This window comes from Ensifer sp. Root954 (genome assembly GCF_001429005.1).
In the GTDB taxonomy this organism is placed as follows: domain Bacteria; phylum Pseudomonadota; class Alphaproteobacteria; order Rhizobiales; family Rhizobiaceae; genus Ensifer; species Ensifer adhaerens.
Window position 1 is genome coordinate 45,638 of record NZ_LMJM01000022.1, and the last position, 16,195, is coordinate 61,832.

Below are 16,195 nucleotides of genomic sequence, written 5' to 3' on the forward strand. Positions count from 1 at the left end.
CGGGATGACGGTCCCAGCTGCCGATCACTTCGGCGGCGTGCCGTTGTCGGCAAGCACATCGCCCACCAGATAGAGCGAGCCACCGATCAGGATGCGCGGCGGCGCCGGATCTTCGTCGACCAGATTGGCGATGACCGTCAGCGCCTCGGCAACGGACGAGACCGCCGAAGCCTCGAAGCCGACCGATGCGGCATCACTGGCCAGCGCCACAGGATCAAGCCCAGCATCGGAACCGCGGATCGGAACGGTGAAGACCTGCTCGGCGAGATCGAGGAAGGCGCGGAAGTAGCCGATCGGCTCCTTCGTGTTGATCATGCCGATGATCAGGAACAGGGGGCGCGATTCGCGCTCCTCGAAGGTCGCCATTGCCTCGGCGATGACCTGACCGGCGCCGGGATTGTGGCCGCCGTCGACCCAGATCTCCGCGCCATTGGGCCCGTAATGCGTGAGCTTACCGCTGGTCAGGCGCTGCAGGCGTCCGGGCCATTCGACGCCCGCGAGGCCCCTCTCGATCGCCGCTTCGGAAACATCGAAACCGGCGGCCCGCACCGCGCGGATGGCGGCTGCGGCATTGGCATACTGGTGGCGCCCCGGCAGCTTCGGCAGCGGCAGATCGGCGAGCCCGCCTTCGTCCTGATAGACGAGGCGACCGAACTCCTCATGCGCCATGAAATCCTGGCCATAGACAAACATCGGGCAACCGAGGCGTTCCGCCGTCGAGACGAGCACGTCACGGGCGGCCTCTTCCTCCTGCTGGCCGATTACCACGGGGCAGCCACGCTTCATGATGCCGGCCTTTTCGGCGGCTATCAGCTCCACCCGATCACCGAGATAGGCCTGATGGTCGAGCGAGATCGGCATGACAACCGAGACGGCCGGCCGCGCAATAACGTTGGTCGCGTCGAAGCGGCCGCCGAGACCAACCTCGATGATCGCCACGTCGGCCGGGTGCTCGGCAAAGAGCAGGAAGGTGACGGCGGTCAGGATCTCGAAGACGGTGATCTTCTCGCCGCCATTGGCTTCGGCGACGCGGCGCATGGCATCGGCGAGAACGGGATCGCTGACGAGCCTGCCCTTGCCACCCTTGACGCCCAGGCGATAGCGCTCGTGCCAGTTGACGAGATGCGGCGACGTGTGGACGTGAACGCTGAGGCCGGCTGCTTCGAGGATCGCCCGCGAAAACGCGGTCGCCGAGCCCTTGCCGTTGGTACCGGCGACATGGATCACCGGCGGAAGACGATCCTGGGGATTGCCGAGAGCGGCGAGAAGCCGGGTGATCCTGTCCAGCGACAGGTCGAAGCCCTTGGGGTGAAGGGCGAGAAGTTTTTCGATCTCGTAGCCCGCTTCGCTGGCTTCCACCGCTGCCATCTCTTAACCCCCGCCCCGACACGCTCGGCTGCTACAGCGCGCGCCTTATAGGCCGTCTGCCGATCGCTGTAACGCGCCTTGAGTTGCAGCATCCCCACACACAAGAAATCGCGGAGATGCATTATTTTGTTCTACGCAGTTCGACCAGCCCAGCGCTTATTCAAGCGCTGGCAGCGACCGGCAAGGCGGCCGGCTGCGTGCCGCCGTTGAGCTTCGAGGCTTCCGCCGGCTTCTTCATCAGGATTTTCAGGACCCGAGCGAGCGTCGACGGCAGATCATGGCGCTTGACGACCATGTCGACCATGCCGTGTTCCAGCAGGTATTCCGACGTCTGGAAACCTTCCGGCAGTTTCTCGCGCAGCGTCTGCTCGATCACGCGCTTCCCGGCAAAGCCGATTTCCGCGCCGGGCTCGGCCATGTGAATGTCGCCGAGCATCGCGTAGGATGCGGTGACGCCACCGGTGGTCGGGTTGGTGAGTACGACGATATAGGGGAGGCCGGCTTCCTTCAGCATGTTGACGGCAACCGTGGTGCGCGGCAGCTGCATCAGCGACAGGATGCCTTCCTGCATGCGTGCGCCACCTGAAGCCGGGAAGATGACCAGCGGGCACTTCTCGGCGATCGCCCGTTCGAAGGCCTTGATGATCGCCTCGCCGGCAGCCATGCCGAGCGAGCCGCCAATGAAGTTGAACTCGTGCACGACGGCGACGAGCTTGACGCCCTGGACGCGGCCGAGACCGGCGACGATCGTGTCTTCGAGTTCAGTCTTGGCGCGGCTGTCGCGCAGACGATCGACGTATTTCTTGGAATCGCGGAACTTCAGCGGGTCCTGAGCGACCTTCGGCTGCGGAAACGCTTCAAAGATGCCGCCGTCGAACAGGTCCTTCAACCGCGCCTTGGCCGGCATCTTCATGTGGAAGCCGGATTGCGGGATGACCCACTTGTTCTCCTCGAGATCGCGGTGGAACACCATCTCGCCGGTTTCCGGGCACTTGATCCAGAGATTTTCCGGAACTTCCCGGCGGCCCAGCATCGAGTTGATCTTCGGCCGAACGTAGTTTGTGATCCAGTTCACTTAGTAACTCCTGAAGATTTCCTTCGGGTTGTGCGCGCTAATATAGGCAATTATTCGGCTGCTGCGAGACGTGCGGACCGCACGCCTGCCGAGAGCCCTCTCACCAGCGCTTCGACACCCGGAACCGTCGCATCGGTCGCCTTGCCCTCTTCGGTCAGGCTCGACGCGATCTGGTTGACGATCGCCGTACCGACGACCACGCCATCGGCAGATGCTCCGATGGCCCTTGCATGTTCCGCCGTCTTGACGCCGAAACCGACGCAAACGGGCAGATTGGTGTGTGCCTTGATACGCCCGACGGCGCCGGCGATCAACGACGGATCGGGCAGAGCCGAACCGGTGATGCCGTTCATCGACACGTAATAGACGAAACCGGAGGTGTTTTCGAGGACCTTCGGCAGGCGACGGTCGTCCGTGGTCGGCGTCGCCAGGCGAATGAAGTTGATGCCCTTCTCCAGCGCCGGGATGCAGAGTTCGTCGTCCATCTCCGGCGGCAGGTCGACGACGATCAGGCCGTCAATGCCGGCGGCCAGCGCATCCGTCAGGAAGCGGTCGACGCCGTAGATATAGATCGGGTTGTAATAGCCCATCAGCACGATCGGCGTGCGCTGGTCGTCCTCACGGAAACGGCGGGCGATCTCAAGCGTCTTTGCGAGCGTCTGTCCGCTTTTCAGCGAGCGTTGACCGGCCAGCTGGATCGCCGGGCCATCGGCCATCGGGTCCGAGAAAGGCATGCCGAGTTCGATGACGTCGGCGCCGGCCTTCGGCAGCGCCTTCATGATCGAGACCGACGTCTCGAAATCCGGATCGCCGCCCATGAAATAGGTGACGAGGACCGGACGTCCTTCGGCCGCGACATCGGCAAATCGCTTGTCCATGCGTGCGGTCATGATCTTACTGCCCCATTCCCAGTAACTTGCCGACGGTGAAGATGTCCTTGTCGCCGCGGCCGGAGAGGTTCATCAGGATGATCTCGTCCTTGCCCATTTTTGGCGCGCGCTTGATGACTTCGGCAAGCGCATGCGACGGCTCGAGCGCCGGAATGATGCCTTCGAGACGGGTCAACGTCTGGAACGCCTCAAGCGCTTCGTGGTCCATGATCGGCACGTATTCGACGCGGCCGACATCGTTCAGCCAGGCGTGCTCCGGGCCGATGCCGGGATAGTCGAGACCGGCCGAAATCGAATGGCCTTCCTTGATCTGGCCGTCGCCATCCTGCAGCAGATAGGTGCGGTTGCCATGCAGCACGCCGGGCGAACCGGCTGTGATCGAGGCGCAATGCTCGTCGCCTTCGATGCCCTTACCGCCAGCTTCAACGCCGACGATCTTGACGCTCTCGTCATCGAGGAACGGATGGAAGATGCCGATTGCGTTGGAGCCACCGCCAACGGCGGCAATCACGAGATCCGGCAGCCGGCCTTCGGCGGCGAGCATCTGCTCCTTGGCTTCCTGGCCGATCACCGCTTGGAAATCGCGGACCATCTCCGGATAGGGATGCGGGCCGGCAGCCGTGCCGATCAGGTAGTAGGTGTTGTCGACATTGGTGACCCAGTCACGCAGCGCCTCGTTCATGGCGTCCTTGAGCGTGCCGCTGCCGGCCGTCACCGGCTTTACCTCGGCACCCAAGAGCTTCATGCGGAAGACGTTCGGCGCCTGGCGCTCGACGTCGGTCGCGCCCATGTAGACGACGCAGGGCAGGCCGAAGCGGGCAGCGACGGTTGCCGAAGCCACGCCATGCTGGCCGGCACCGGTCTCAGCGATGATGCGCGTCTTGCCCATGCGCTTGGCAAGCAGGATCTGGCCAATGCAGTTGTTGATCTTGTGCGAGCCGGTGTGGTTCAGCTCTTCGCGCTTGAAGTAGATCTTGGCGCCGCCAAGCTCCGCCGTCAGCCGTTCAGCAAAATAGAGCGGGCTCGGGCGGCCGATATAATGCGCGCCGAGATGCTCCAGCTCCGCCTTGAAGGCCGGATCGTTCTTCGCGTTGTCCCACTCGTTCTGGAGATCGAGGATCAGCGGCATGAGGGTTTCGGCCACGAAGCGGCCACCGAAGATACCGAAACGGCCGTCCTCGTCCGGGCCACCCCGGAAGGAATTCAACTTTGGCGCCTGGTTCACGTCCTGCTCCCTGACCGTGGCATGCCCGCCTCCGCCTGGCGAACGGCATTGAAAAACGATTCCATGAGCTTCAGATCCTTGACGCCCGGCGCGCTCTCGACGCCGGAGGAGATATCGATGGCACGCGCGCTGGTCTGCGCCATGGCCTCGCCAATGTTGTCGGCGTTAAGACCACCGGAAAGCATGTAATCGACGCTTCCGTCAAGCGCATCGAGCAGCTTCCAGTCAAAGGAAACGCCGTTGCCACCGGGCAAATCGGACCCTTTTGGCGGCTTGGCATCGAAGAGGAAGCGATCGGCAATGCCGATATAGGCATCGATCTTTTCAAGGTCAGATGCTTCGCGCACCGAAAGGGCCTTCATGACAGGAAGGCCATACATCGCCTTGACCGTCAGCAGTCGCTCCGCGTCCTCGCTGCCGTGAAGCTGCAGGATATCCGGATTGAGGGCCGAGACGATCTCGTCAAGCTCGTCATTGTCGGCATTCACCGTGACGGCGACGATCTTCGCCTGGCCGCGAATCCTGTCGGCGATGCGACCGGCATCGTCGGGCTCGATGTTCCTGGGGCTCTTCGGGAAAAAGATGAAGCCGACATGGGATGCGCCGAGCGCGACAGCACGCTCGGCCGCTTCCGCGGTCTTCAGCCCGCATATCTTCACTTGGGTTTTCATGAGAAGCGACCTTGCATGAAATGCCGCGCGAGTCGAGCCAAAAACCGACGCAAAAGCGGTCACTCAGCGCCCCTGCACCCGTCCTTTGGCGGGTGCGCGCCCCTTGCGCGGCAGGCGCGCTTTCACCATATGCATTTTACCACAACGGAGAGACTGATGCGCCTGTTGCTCGCGCTTATCCTGCCTTGGCTACAGTTTTTTACCATCGGCCGCCCCTTTGCTGGCCTCATTTGCCTGATCCTGCAGTTGACCCTGATCGGCTGGGTTCCGGCGGCGATCTGGTCGGTCTATGCGCTCAGCCAATACAAGACCGACGAGAAGATCCGTGAAGCGCTGCGCCATCGCGCATAACGCGCCGCTCATCGCCATCCAAGATTCAATCGAAGTCGATCGCGTGAAGCATCGTGCCGTTGCGGCGGAGCCATCGCTTGGCATCGTCCGTATCCGGACACAGCCTCCCACACAGCGCCCAGAAGTCGGGCCCGTGGTTCATTTCCTGCAGATGTGCCACTTCATGCGCAGCGAGATAGGCGATGACCTTTGGCGGCGCCATGACGATGCGCCAGGAAAAACTCAGCGCCCCGTCGGCTGAGCATGATCCCCAGCGGCTGCGCGTGTCCTTGAGCGAAAGCGACTTTGCCCTCCGGCCGATACGGCCGGTATAGATCGCCACCAACCGGTCGAGATCCTGGCGCGCTTCCTTCTTCAGGAAATCGACGATGCGCCGGGTGAGATGTTCCTCGCCACCGCTGACGCGCAGCACCGGTTCGTCATCGATCACGATCGCTTCCGTGAGCCCACGGATCTTGCCGGTGCGCTCGATGCGGTGGGCAACGCCGCGGATGAGGATGGAACCGCCCTCCTCGATCTGGCTTTCGCCGGAGAAGCGGGCGAGCTTGGTCATCAGCCAGCCCTGGTGTCGTGTCAGGAAGGCATTCACCTCGCGCTCGGGGAGGCCCTGCGGCACCGTCATCTTCAGGGCTCGCCCGCCTGGCTCGATGCGCAGCGTCATGCGCGTCGCGCGCGCGTTTTGCTTGATCGTCAGCGGCAGGGACTTGCCGGCGACCTCGATCTGTCGCGTTGTTGCGGGTGGTGCAGGTTGAATGCGCCGCTTGAAGGAAGGGAACATGCAGGCTTTCTAACCGATTCGCGGGGCTTTCGCCTACTGTTCGCTGGTTGGATGCGTGCCGAGAGTGATCCGGCGTTTCATGTGAAACGCCGGAAGCGGTTTCGTCAGGTTAATGGGCTTCGACAATCGGACCCGAGCCACCATTCTTGCGATCGCGCATGAACCGGTCGAACTCTTCCTGGTCCTTGGCGCGGCGAAGCTCGCGCACATAGGTGTCGAATTCTTCGCGCATCTCGTCGAGCTTGCGGCGCTCCTCTTCGAGGCGAGCCAGTTCAGCTTCGCGCCAGTCGTCGAAAGCGACGTTGCCGGTACGATGCGTCCAGTTGGAACGGCGGCCGCCGCGCTTGAAAGCCGAGCACATGCCATCCACCGTATCGTTTGCGTCTTTCTTGAACGTCTTGAGCTTTTCGCCAAAGAGAATGTACGCGAGCATGGCCAGGCCGAGCGGCCAGAAGACCACAAAGCCAAGCACCATCAGGGCGATGGTCGCGGGCGTCCAATCCGGACGGATCATTGCAGATTGGTTCATCTTCAGGATTCCTCGCAATCATCCGGGCCGCCCATGCGACCCGATGAAAACGATGTGGGAAGGCGCCCTTGGCTCTGCAAGACGCCTCCCTCCGGAATCCGACAAACCCTTGACTCTACGCGGTCAAAACGACCCAAGAGCCGGGATCAGGCCGACTTTCCGCCCTTGATCAGCTGCTTTACCGGTTTTGCGTGGCGCGCATGCTCGCGGTGGAACGCGACGATGCGCGGCGCGATTTCGCGGCGGAAGCGAGAGCCGTTGAAGACGCCGTAGTGACCGACATCCGGCTGCATGTAGTGCATACGCATATGATCCGGGATGTTGGTGCAGATGGTCTGCGCCGCCTTCGTCTGGCCAACGCCCGAGATATCGTCGTTCTCGCCTTCGACCGTCAAGAGCGCGACCTTCTTGATCGCGGTCGTGTCGACGCGCTTGCCGCGATGCATCATCTCGCCCTTCGGCAGCGCGTGCTGCATGAACACCACCTGCACGGTCTGCAGGTAGAATTCGGCCGTCAGGTCCATGACCGCGAGATATTCATCATAGAAGTCACGGTGCTTCTCGGCGGCATCGCCGTCGTTTTTCACCAGATGGGCGAAGAACTCCTTGTGGGCGATCAGGTGCCGGTCGAGATTCATCGACATGAAGCCGGAAAGCTGCAGGAAGCCCGGATAGACCATGCGCATGAAGCCTGGCTGCGGCCACGGCACCGGCATGATGACATTGTCACGGAACCATTCGATCGAACGTTCTTCCGCCAGCTGGTTGACGCCGGTCGGGTTGATGCGGGTGTCGATCGGACCGCCCATAAGCGTCATCGTCGCCGGCGACAGCGGATCGTCGGCAGCTTCCATCAGCGCGACGGCGGCAAGCACCGGCACCGCGGGCTGACAAACGCCGATCACATGCGTGTCGGGCCCGAGGAAATGCAGCATCTGGATGACGTAGTCGATGTAGTCATCCAGATCGAAGGTGCCTTCGCTGAGCGGCACCATGCGGGCATCGATCCAGTCGGTGATGTAGATCTCGGAATGCGGAAGCAGGGCTTCCACCGTGCCGCGCAACAGCGTCGCATAGTGGCCGGACATCGGCGCGACGATGAGCACCTTCGGATCGGGTGCGCGGCCCTTGGGAAGCGCACGCTCGAAATGAATGAGGTTGCAGAATGGCGCCCGCCAGACGATGCGTTCGTAGATCGAAACCGATTGACCATCGACCACAGTCTCGGGAAGACCGAACTCCGGCTTGCCATAACGGCGGGTGGAGCGCTCGAACACTTCGAGACCGGCGGCGGCGGCGCGACCGAAATAAGTGTGCGAGACGGGGTTCATCGGATTGCTGAACGCGAGACGCATGGCGTCGGCTGCCGTGCGCCACGGCGCCATCATTGCGTGGTTCAGTTCATAGAGCTGGTAGAACATGGGAAGCGTACCCCTTGGTTCAATCAACGACAACGCCGCTCCCGGTCGGACGCAAGCTTGCGATTGTTTGTCTTGGTGTCCGCAATCGCTGCCAGACTACCATTTTTCTTGTGCAGTGCAACAAATATACCCGTCTCGCCTCGATACAAGGCCTGAAGCCAGAATGAATCTGGATTCCTGACGATTTGCAAACGAGCTTGCTCGAAACTGGCCGTTTTCCGCTGTTTTCGTGCATTGAGGCACGCTGCCTGACGTTTTCAGGAAAATCTGGCGCCTCGCCGCAGCAAAATATGGATACGCTCCCCTGTGGCGATGCAGCAAAGCCGCCATCACTCAGGTGGCCGCCACTTGGATGACTGCCTTCACCAGACCCGTCTTTTCCTCCGCCCATCGCGGCAGATCGGCAACCGCGCCATCGAGCGTGGTGCGGTGGGTGATCAGCGCGTCGATAGGCACAAGGCCGGACGCGATCGACGCGACGACGTGGTCGAAATCCTGCCGGGTCGCGTTGCGGCTGCCGATCAAGGTCATCTCGCGCTTGTGGAACTCCGGATCGGAGAAGCGGATCTCGTCCTTGACGACACTGACGAAGACCAGGGTACCGCCATGGGCGACGTGGGCGAAGGCCGCCTGCATCGAACCACCGTGCCCGGTGGCGTCGAAGACGACATCGAAACCGTCGCCATCCGTCGCAGCGGCAATGCGCGCCGCCGCATCAACATCCACGACGATGCCCTTGGCAAAGCCGAGCTTGCGAGCGGCAAAGTCCAGCCGCTCGGTACTGGTGTCGGCGAGCACCACGTCATGGCCGGCGATGCGAGAGAAGATCGCCGTGCCAAGTCCGATTGGCCCGGCACCGATAACCAGCGCCCGTGACCCGGCATCCGTCGATGCCCGGCGGACCGCATGGGCACCGATCGCCAGGAACTCAACGGTGGCGGCCGCCTCCGGCGACAGACCCTCCGCCGGATAAAGATTACCCTCCGGCACGACGATCTCCTCGCAGAACGCACCGTCGGTATGGACGCCGAGAACCTTGATGGCCGTGCAGCAGTTCGGTTTGCCCTTTCGGCAGGCAATACAAGCGCCACAGGAGAGATAGGGGTTGACCACGACCGGCGTGCCGGGCGCTATCGTCGTCCCTCGCCCGCCAGAAATCACCGTCGCCGAGATCTCGTGGCCCATGACCCGCGGATATTCGAGGAACGGATGTTTGCCGGCGAAGATATGGTAGTCCGTGCCGCAGATGCCGACATGGCTGACGGCAAGGCGGACCCAACCGTCCGGCACGGTTTCGATTGGCGTGCGATCGACGACCTCCAGCCGACCGGGTTGTGGGCAGAGCACGGCTTTCATGGCAATTCTCTCGAGTACGGCGGCGCCTAGCGGGCGCTGCGGCGACGCAATTGGTCGAAATAGACGATGACGATGATCAGCGCGCCGGTGATGATGCGCTGCCAGAACGAGTTGACGTTCAACAGGTTGGCGCCGTTGTTGATCGTTGCGAGGATAAAGGCGCCGAGCAGCGGCCCGTGCACCGAGCCGACGGCCCCAAAGAGGCTGGTGCCGCCGATGACCGACGAGGCGATCGCCTGCAGTTCCCAACCCTCGGCCTGGGTGGCGTTGCCGATGCCGATGCGCGAGGCAAGCAGCAGGCCAACGAAGGCGGCGCAGGTCGACGACAGGATGTAGGCGAGATAGATCGTGCGGTGGACGTTGACGCCGGAGAGACGGGCGGCCTCACTGTTGGAGCCGACGGCGAAGAGATAGCGGCCGAAACGGCTCAAATGCAGGAAGACATAGGCCGGGATCGCCACCACGATCACCATCCAGAACAGGCTGGGAACGCCCAGGAAATCCGCCCGCGAAAAATTGGTGAAGGCCTCATTCGTGATCGAAATGGTCGAGCCATTGGTGATCAAGAGGCCGATACCGCGGAGCGAGGTCAGGGTCGCCAGCGTGATGATGAAGGGCGGCAGGCCCATGCGCACGATGCCGAAGGCGTGGAACGCGCCGATCAGCACACCGAAGGCGAGCGTGAGGATGATGGCGATCCAGAGCGGCACGCCGGCGGCCAGCAGCCAGGCGACGATAACGCTGGTGAAGCCGACCACGGCACCGACCGAAAGGTCGATGCCGGCGGTGATGATAACGAAGGTCTGGCCAACCGCAAGGATCGCCGTCATCGCCCCCTGGCGCAGCAGGTTGCTGATGTTGTTGGGCGTCCAGAAACTGTTGGTCGCGAAGCCCAACAGCAGCCAGAGGAACAGAAGCAACCCCAGGAGGGTAAGGCCGAACAGAATGCTCACGCCCTTGCGTGGTGCCGCGCTGGCGCCGCTCTCCACCGTTTCCGCACTCATCGTCTTCCTCCCTGCATCCTCAAGTTTGTTTTTATCGGTTCAAACGCCAATTGCCTGCGTCAGCACTTCCTCATGGCTCGCGGCGCGATAGTCGTGGCTGGCGACCAGCCGCCCGCGCCGGAACACGTGCAGCCGGTCCGCCAGTTCGTAGACCTCGGGCAGATAGGACGAGATCAGGATGATGCCCGCCCCGTTCTCCAGAAGCCGCGCGAACAGCCGATAGATTTCCGCCTTGGTTCCGACATCGACGCCGACCGTCGGCTCGTCGAAGATGAAAAGCTTGGCGCCGTGGCTCAGCCACTTGCCGATGACGATCTTCTGCTGGTTGCCGCCGGACATGGCGGAGGCCAGCACCCGGCGTGACGGCGTCTTGATCTTCAGGTCGCGAATCTGGCGGTCGGCGTTTTCCCGTTCCTGCTGGCCATTGATCGTCAGACCGCGTGTCAGCCGGTTGAAAACCGGCAGATTGATGTTGAGGCCGATCGGCAGGTTGAGGCAGAGGCCCTGGTCGCGCCGGCTTTCCGGCGCAAGCGCAATGCCGAGGTCCATGGCCTTACGCTCGCTGGCGATCTCAACCTTGCGGCCCTGCCAATAGACCTCACCGGCGGTCGGACGATGGCGGCCATAAAGGCCGAGCGCGAACTCGCTGCGTCCCGCGCCGATCAGCCCATAGAGGCCGACGATCTCGCCGGCGCGCACGGTCAGCGACACATCCTGAAAGCCGGGGCCGCTCAAGTTGCGCGTCTCGACGATCATCTCGCCGGGCGGAAAATGCTCCTTGTGATAGATCTGCTCGATCGTGCGGTTGATCATCAGCGCGATCAGTTCCGCCTCATCGGTCTCGCCGATCTTGCGGGTGCCGACATGGGTGCCGTCACGCAGCACCGAGACACGGTCGGCAAGCTCGAACACTTCCTCCATGCGATGGCTGATATAGACGATCGTCACGCCTTCGGCCTGCAGCCTTCGGATCAGCCGGAAGAGCTGTGCCGATTCCTGGCGGGTGAGATAGGCGGTCGGCTCATCGAAGATCAGAAACTGCGTGCCGCGCATGGCCGCGCGTGCCGTGGCGACAAGCTGCTGCTGGCCGATCGTCAGGCTACCAAGCACGGCACCGGCCGGCAGGTTAAAGCCGAGATCATCCAGCACGCTTTGTGCCGCATCGGTCATGGCGCGCTTGCGCATCAGCCCCTTGCGATTGATCTCGTCGCCGAGAAACATATTGGCCGCGACCGACAGGTGCGCGCAAAGTACGACCTCCTGGTGCACGGCATTGATACCGCGCTCAATAGCCTCCTGCGGCGTGCCAAGCTGAACGGGTTTTCCGCACCAGAAGATTTCACCGGCTGTGCGCTTGATGACGCCGGTCAGAAGCTTGATCAGCGTCGACTTGCCGGCCCCGTTCTCACCGACGATCGCGTGAACTTCACCGGAAAGAAAGGTCAGCGACGCCGGCTTCAAGGCTTCGACGGCACCATACTTCTTCTGCAGGGCGCGCAGCTCCAGGATAGGCTCGCCTTTCGGAACCGGATGGCGTGTCGCCACGTGCAGTCCTTCGGTCCTCCCGTCGCGTGCCTCTTGCAAATCGGTCATCTGCGCATTCCTCCCATCGCAGAGATCGCTTGCGGCCGGTCCTCGTTCCGGCCGCAAGCGGGCGCGGCAGGCTCAACGCCCGCCGCAGCCGTCGTCACTTGACCTTCGGGTTCAAGAGAGCGTCGATCTTCGGCTCGGCCATGTTGGCCTTGGTCACCAGATTGGCGCCGGTATCGACATTCGCCTCGACCTTCTCCTTCTTCGAGACCGCGAGCGCCGTCTTCACGCCATCATAACCCATGCGATAGGGATCCTGAACGACGAGACCGGCCAGAACGCCTTCCTTGAGGAAGCCGACCGTCTTGTCGTCGCTGTCGAAGCCGATCACCTTGATCTTGTCGCCGAGCTTGTTTTCGGCAATTGCCTGGCCGACACCCTGCGCCATGATCAGGTTGGACGCGAAGACGCCGACAAGGTTGGGATTGGCGGTGATCAGGTCGGTCATGATGTTGAGGCCGGTGGTCGCCTGGCCGTCGGCATATTTGTCGACGACGACCTTGAAGCCCGGATACTTGGTCTTGACCTGATCGAGGAAGCCTTCGCGGCGCTGGTCGAGCGAGCCGACGCCCGGAAGGCTGGTGATGATGGCGATCTCACCCTCTTCCTTGCCGCTCATTTCCTTGACCGCCGCAGCGAGACCATCGGCAGCGATGCGGCCGCCCTGGACGTTGTCGGTGGTGAGGAACGACGAGAAGGCCTTGGAGTCGGCACCGGAGTCGATGCCGATGATCGGAACGGCCTTTGCCGCCTCGTCGATCGGCTTGCCGAGCGCCTTGAATTCCGTCGGCGAAATGACGACGGCAGCCGGCGCGCCCGCAACCGCGTTCTCGAGAATGCTGATCTGGCCGTTGATATCGGATTCGGATTGAGCGCCGAGTTCCGGTACGTTGACGCCGAGATCCTTGCCGGCGGCGCGGGCGCCAGCGAGCACGATCTGCCAGTAGAAGGACGTGGTATCCTTGACGATGATCGGGATCGTCACGTCCTGTGCGAAGGAGGCGACCGGCGACATGCCGGCGATCATCGCGGCGCCGGCCAAGGCGGTAAAGGCGCGACGGGTAAGGCTGCTTTTCAGAATGCTCATCCCAGGTTTCTCCTCTTGGTGCACCGTGTTCCACTTCTTGGAGATCGATCGCAGGTGCTGGCTTATCGACCTTTTATCGATAAAAAACATATTGGAATGCTAATACGACAATCCCGGCTTGGCAAGCTGCCGGAACAGCATTTCGGGCGGCGCTTTAGTGCCGTCCGTTAAACCCGAACAGGCTCGTCCCCGAGCTCCGGTGCGACCAGTGTGAACGGCTCGAAGGCGGCGAAATCGGCGGCGGAAAACCGGTGCTCGACGAGCGCCATGTTCCGCGCCAGGCTCTGCGGCTTGGCGGTGCCGAGCAGCACCGAGGCGACCTGCGGACTGGCGAGCGGAAACTGCATGGCGGGTGCGGCAAGCGGCACGTTCATGCCGCGGGCGACCGCGTCCATGGCACCGACCTTTTGCCGGATATCTTCCGTTGCCGGCATGTAGTCGAAATGCGCGCCTTCGACCGGTCCCGTCGCCAGGATGCCCGAATTGAAGACCCCGCCGACGACGAGCGAAGTCTGCTTCTTCTCGCAGAGCGGCAGCAGTTCGGCGACAGCCGACCGGTCGAGCAAGGTGTAACGCCCGGCGAGCAGGATGCAGTCGAGATCGGCCTGACGCAGGACGTCGAGACAGACCGGCACTTCGTTGACGCCAAGACCATAGGCCGCAATCGTTCCCGAGGATTTCAGCTCCTCCAACGCCTTGAGGCCGCCCTCCAGCAACTGCCGCAGATAGATCGTATTGCGGGCGGCGCCATGGGTATAGACGCCGATATCATGCACATAGAGGATATCGATGCGGTTGAGCCCGAGCCTGGCGTAGCTGAACTCGACGGAGCGCATGATGCCGTCATAGCTGTAGTCGTAGGTGACGTCGAAATTGAGCGGCTTCACATAGGAATAGTCCGGCACCTCGTCTTGCGGCACCGGATGGAGGAGACGGCCGACCTTGGTGGAGAGCACGAACTGGTCGCGCGGCTTATCGCGCAGGAAGTCGCCGACGCGGCGCTCGGCAAGGCCGAGGCCGTAGAAGGGCGCAACGTCGAAGTAGCGCATGCCCGACTGCCAGGCAGCGTCCAGGGTCGCCATCGCCGACTCGCGGGTGCATTCGCGGTAGAGGCCGCCAAGACCGGCGGCGCCGAAGCTAAACTCGGTCACCGATAGGTCGGTTCGACCGATCCGTCTCGTCTGCATTTCCCCGTTTCCTCCTCCAAGGATGCCTTACGTACTTAGAGCGTTGCGCCCAGATGCCAGGGCACGAACTCATTATCGCCGTAGCCGAAAAGCTCGCTCTTGGTCTTGCGGCCCGAAGCGGTCTCGATGATCAGGTCGAAGATCTCGCGGCCAAGCCCGGCAATGCTCGCCTCCCCCGAAGCGATCACGCCGCAATCGATATCCATGTCCTCTTCCATCGCCCGGTAGAGCGCCGTGTTGCTGGTAAGCTTGATCGACGGCGCGGGCCGACAGCCGAAACAGCTGCCGCGACCGGTGGTAAAGGCAATGACATTGGCGCCGCCGGCGACCTGGCCAGTGGCCGATACCGGGTCGTAGCCAGGCGTATCCATGAAGACGAGCCCGTGCTCGGTGACGCGTTCGGCATAACGGTAGACCGCGTTCAGCGGCGAGCGGCCGCCCTTGGCGACGGCACCGAGCGATTTTTCGAGGATCGTGGTCAGGCCACCACGTTTGTTGCCCGGCGAAGGATTGTTGTCGAGCGAGGCGCCATGCATCGCCACATAGCTCTCCCACCAGGAAATCAGCCCATCAAGTTTCAGCGCCACCGCTTCGTTGACTGCACGGCTGCGCAACAGGTGCTCGGCGCCATAGATTTCCGAAGTCTCGGAGAGGATCGCCGTGCCGCCGGCCGCGGCAAGGATATCGACCGCAGCACCCAGCGCCGGATTTGCGGTGATGCCCGAAAGCCCATCCGAACCGCCACATTGCAAACCGACGATGATCTCGCTGACCGGGATCGCAATACGGCGTTCCTTGCCGACTTCAGCCGCGATTTCCTCGAGAATGCCCAGCGCCTTTTCAACGGATCGACGCGAGCCGCCGGCTTCCTGGATGTTGAAATGACGTTTCTCCGCGCCGGCGCCGCTCTGGCCATAGAGCGTCAACTGGTTGACCTCGCAGCCGAGGCCGACCATCAGAACGCCGCCGAAATTGACATGGCGGGCGTAGCCGGCGAGGGTTCGGTGCAGATTGGCCATGCCGTCGCCGGTCGAGGACATGCCACAGCCCTGATCGTGCACGATCGGCACGAAACCATCGATACCCTCATATCTCGGGAGAATGCGCCTGTTCGCCTCCTCGGCGATGGCGCGACAGACCGTGGTGGAACAGTTCACGCTGGCGACGACACCGATGTAGTTGCGCGTCGCTGCCCGGCCATCACCTCTTCGATAGCCCATGAAGGTGCGGGCCTTGTCGGCATCGCTTGCCGCTTCCGGCACCCCCTGTGGGCTGATCGCCAAGCGATCCTTGTCGAAGGCGAGGTTGTGGGAGTGCACGTGGTCGCCCGGCGCGATATCGGCGGTCGCCCGGCCGATCGCCTGGGCGTATTTCACGACCGGCTCGCCGGCGCGGATCGGGCGGATCGCGATCTTGTGGCCGGCATCGACTTTCGCTGCTGCATGAACATTGTTCGGCAGGGCGTCGCCAGCGGCAATCGCCAGCGTCGCCACGACGACATTGTCCTCCGGTGCGAGCAGGATGGTGGACGGCGCAGACACCCGGTTTCTCCCAAATGATTTTCGTTCTGTCTTTTATCTACAATAGACAGATAGCCGTCAATGGGTATTATAGCGAAAACATCGGCGGCAGGCCGAGACGCCCCGGAGCGACTTGGGAGGAA

General features: G+C 62.5%; 15 protein-coding genes. 1 reads left to right on the top strand and 14 read right to left on the bottom strand.

The genetic code is table 11. The features are described from left to right. Positions 1 to 24 precede the first annotated feature (24 nt). The 5 genes from ASE71_RS12310 to ASE71_RS12330 all read right to left on the bottom strand — a co-directional run bounded on the left by ASE71_RS12310 (position 25) and on the right by ASE71_RS12330 (position 5,229). Positions 25 to 1,368, bottom strand: coding sequence for a bifunctional folylpolyglutamate synthase/dihydrofolate synthase (locus ASE71_RS12310; RefSeq protein ID WP_060521539.1), 1,344 nt, complete (start codon positions 1,366 to 1,368; stop codon positions 25 to 27). A gap of 160 nt (positions 1,369 to 1,528) precedes the next feature. Beyond that, the gene (accD, locus tag ASE71_RS12315; protein WP_034801670.1) at positions 1,529 to 2,443 is read right to left on the bottom strand and encodes an acetyl-CoA carboxylase, carboxyltransferase subunit beta; all 915 of its coding nucleotides are present in this window, start codon (positions 2,441 to 2,443) and stop codon (positions 1,529 to 1,531) included. 50 nt (positions 2,444 to 2,493) lie between these two features. After that, positions 2,494 to 3,333, bottom strand: coding sequence for a tryptophan synthase subunit alpha (gene trpA, locus ASE71_RS12320; RefSeq protein WP_034801668.1), 840 nt, complete (start codon positions 3,331 to 3,333; stop codon positions 2,494 to 2,496). Between the two features lie 4 nt (positions 3,334 to 3,337). Next, positions 3,338 to 4,558 carry a tryptophan synthase subunit beta gene (gene trpB, locus ASE71_RS12325; RefSeq protein ID WP_034801666.1) on the bottom strand — a complete coding sequence of 407 codons (1,221 nt, stop codon included), beginning with the start codon at positions 4,556 to 4,558 and terminating at the stop codon, positions 3,338 to 3,340. Beyond that, a complete protein-coding gene (locus tag ASE71_RS12330; protein ID WP_034801664.1) occupies positions 4,555 to 5,229 on the bottom strand; it encodes a phosphoribosylanthranilate isomerase in 675 nt (224 codons plus the stop codon). The genes trpB and ASE71_RS12330 overlap by 4 nt, the downstream gene beginning before the upstream one ends. 156 nt (positions 5,230 to 5,385) lie before the next feature. Between ASE71_RS12330 and ASE71_RS12335 the strand changes: the two genes are divergently transcribed. Further along, on the top strand, positions 5,386 to 5,580 hold the full coding sequence (locus ASE71_RS12335) for a YqaE/Pmp3 family membrane protein (RefSeq protein ID WP_034801662.1): 195 nt from the start codon (positions 5,386 to 5,388) through the stop codon (positions 5,578 to 5,580). Between the two features lie 25 nt (positions 5,581 to 5,605). Here ASE71_RS12335 and ASE71_RS12340 read toward each other — a convergent pair whose 3' ends face one another. From ASE71_RS12340 to ASE71_RS12380, 9 genes are all read right to left on the bottom strand, one after another. Next, positions 5,606 to 6,358, bottom strand: coding sequence for a M48 family metallopeptidase (locus ASE71_RS12340; RefSeq protein ID WP_034801660.1), 753 nt, complete (start codon positions 6,356 to 6,358; stop codon positions 5,606 to 5,608). A 109-nt stretch (positions 6,359 to 6,467) separates the two neighbouring features. After that, complete coding sequence (locus tag ASE71_RS12345; RefSeq protein ID WP_034801651.1) at positions 6,468 to 6,887, bottom strand: DUF2852 domain-containing protein; 420 nt, start codon at positions 6,885 to 6,887, stop codon at positions 6,468 to 6,470. 146 nt (positions 6,888 to 7,033) lie between these two features. Then, a complete protein-coding gene (phaZ, locus tag ASE71_RS12350) occupies positions 7,034 to 8,308 on the bottom strand; it encodes a polyhydroxyalkanoate depolymerase (RefSeq protein ID WP_060521538.1) in 1,275 nt (424 codons plus the stop codon). Between the two features lie 333 nt (positions 8,309 to 8,641). After that, positions 8,642 to 9,664, bottom strand: a complete 1,023-nt coding sequence (locus tag ASE71_RS12355) for a zinc-binding alcohol dehydrogenase family protein (protein ID WP_060521537.1) — start codon at positions 9,662 to 9,664, stop codon at positions 8,642 to 8,644. Between the two features lie 26 nt (positions 9,665 to 9,690). Continuing rightward, positions 9,691 to 10,668, bottom strand: a complete 978-nt coding sequence (locus ASE71_RS12360; RefSeq protein ID WP_034801644.1) for an ABC transporter permease — start codon at positions 10,666 to 10,668, stop codon at positions 9,691 to 9,693. Positions 10,669 to 10,707: 39 nt separating this feature from the next. Further along, positions 10,708 to 12,261 carry a sugar ABC transporter ATP-binding protein gene (locus ASE71_RS12365; protein WP_060521536.1) on the bottom strand — a complete coding sequence of 518 codons (1,554 nt, stop codon included), beginning with the start codon at positions 12,259 to 12,261 and terminating at the stop codon, positions 10,708 to 10,710. Between the two features lie 94 nt (positions 12,262 to 12,355). Next, on the bottom strand, positions 12,356 to 13,345 hold the full coding sequence (locus tag ASE71_RS12370; protein WP_034801640.1) for an ABC transporter substrate-binding protein: 990 nt from the start codon (positions 13,343 to 13,345) through the stop codon (positions 12,356 to 12,358). Between the two features lie 167 nt (positions 13,346 to 13,512). Beyond that, entirely contained in the window at positions 13,513 to 14,532 is a 1,020-nt protein-coding gene (locus ASE71_RS12375) for an aldo/keto reductase (RefSeq protein ID WP_060521535.1), read from the bottom strand. Positions 14,533 to 14,567: 35 nt separating this feature from the next. Then, positions 14,568 to 16,073, bottom strand: coding sequence for a UxaA family hydrolase (locus tag ASE71_RS12380; RefSeq protein WP_060521534.1), 1,506 nt, complete (start codon positions 16,071 to 16,073; stop codon positions 14,568 to 14,570). Positions 16,074 to 16,195 lie beyond the last annotated feature (122 nt).

Coding starts and splice junctions, on each gene's coding strand:
- ASE71_RS12310 (WP_060521539.1), bottom strand. CDS start 1,368: ATGGCAGCGGTGGAAGCCAGCGAAGCGGGCTACGAGATCGAAAAACTT.
- trpA (WP_034801668.1), bottom strand. CDS start 3,333: ATGACCGCACGCATGGACAAGCGATTTGCCGATGTCGCGGCCGAAGGA.
- ASE71_RS12330 (WP_034801664.1), bottom strand. CDS start 5,229: ATGAAAACCCAAGTGAAGATATGCGGGCTGAAGACCGCGGAAGCGGCC.
- ASE71_RS12335 (WP_034801662.1), top strand. CDS start 5,386: ATGCGCCTGTTGCTCGCGCTTATCCTGCCTTGGCTACAGTTTTTTACC.
- ASE71_RS12340 (WP_034801660.1), bottom strand. CDS start 6,358: ATGTTCCCTTCCTTCAAGCGGCGCATTCAACCTGCACCACCCGCAACA.
- ASE71_RS12345 (WP_034801651.1), bottom strand. CDS start 6,887: ATGAACCAATCTGCAATGATCCGTCCGGATTGGACGCCCGCGACCATC.
- phaZ (WP_060521538.1), bottom strand. CDS start 8,308: ATGTTCTACCAGCTCTATGAACTGAACCACGCAATGATGGCGCCGTGG.
- ASE71_RS12355 (WP_060521537.1), bottom strand. CDS start 9,664: ATGAAAGCCGTGCTCTGCCCACAACCCGGTCGGCTGGAGGTCGTCGAT.
- ASE71_RS12360 (WP_034801644.1), bottom strand. CDS start 10,668: ATGAGTGCGGAAACGGTGGAGAGCGGCGCCAGCGCGGCACCACGCAAG.
- ASE71_RS12365 (WP_060521536.1), bottom strand. CDS start 12,261: ATGACCGATTTGCAAGAGGCACGCGACGGGAGGACCGAAGGACTGCAC.
- ASE71_RS12370 (WP_034801640.1), bottom strand. CDS start 13,345: ATGAGCATTCTGAAAAGCAGCCTTACCCGTCGCGCCTTTACCGCCTTG.
- ASE71_RS12375 (WP_060521535.1), bottom strand. CDS start 14,532: ATGCAGACGAGACGGATCGGTCGAACCGACCTATCGGTGACCGAGTTT.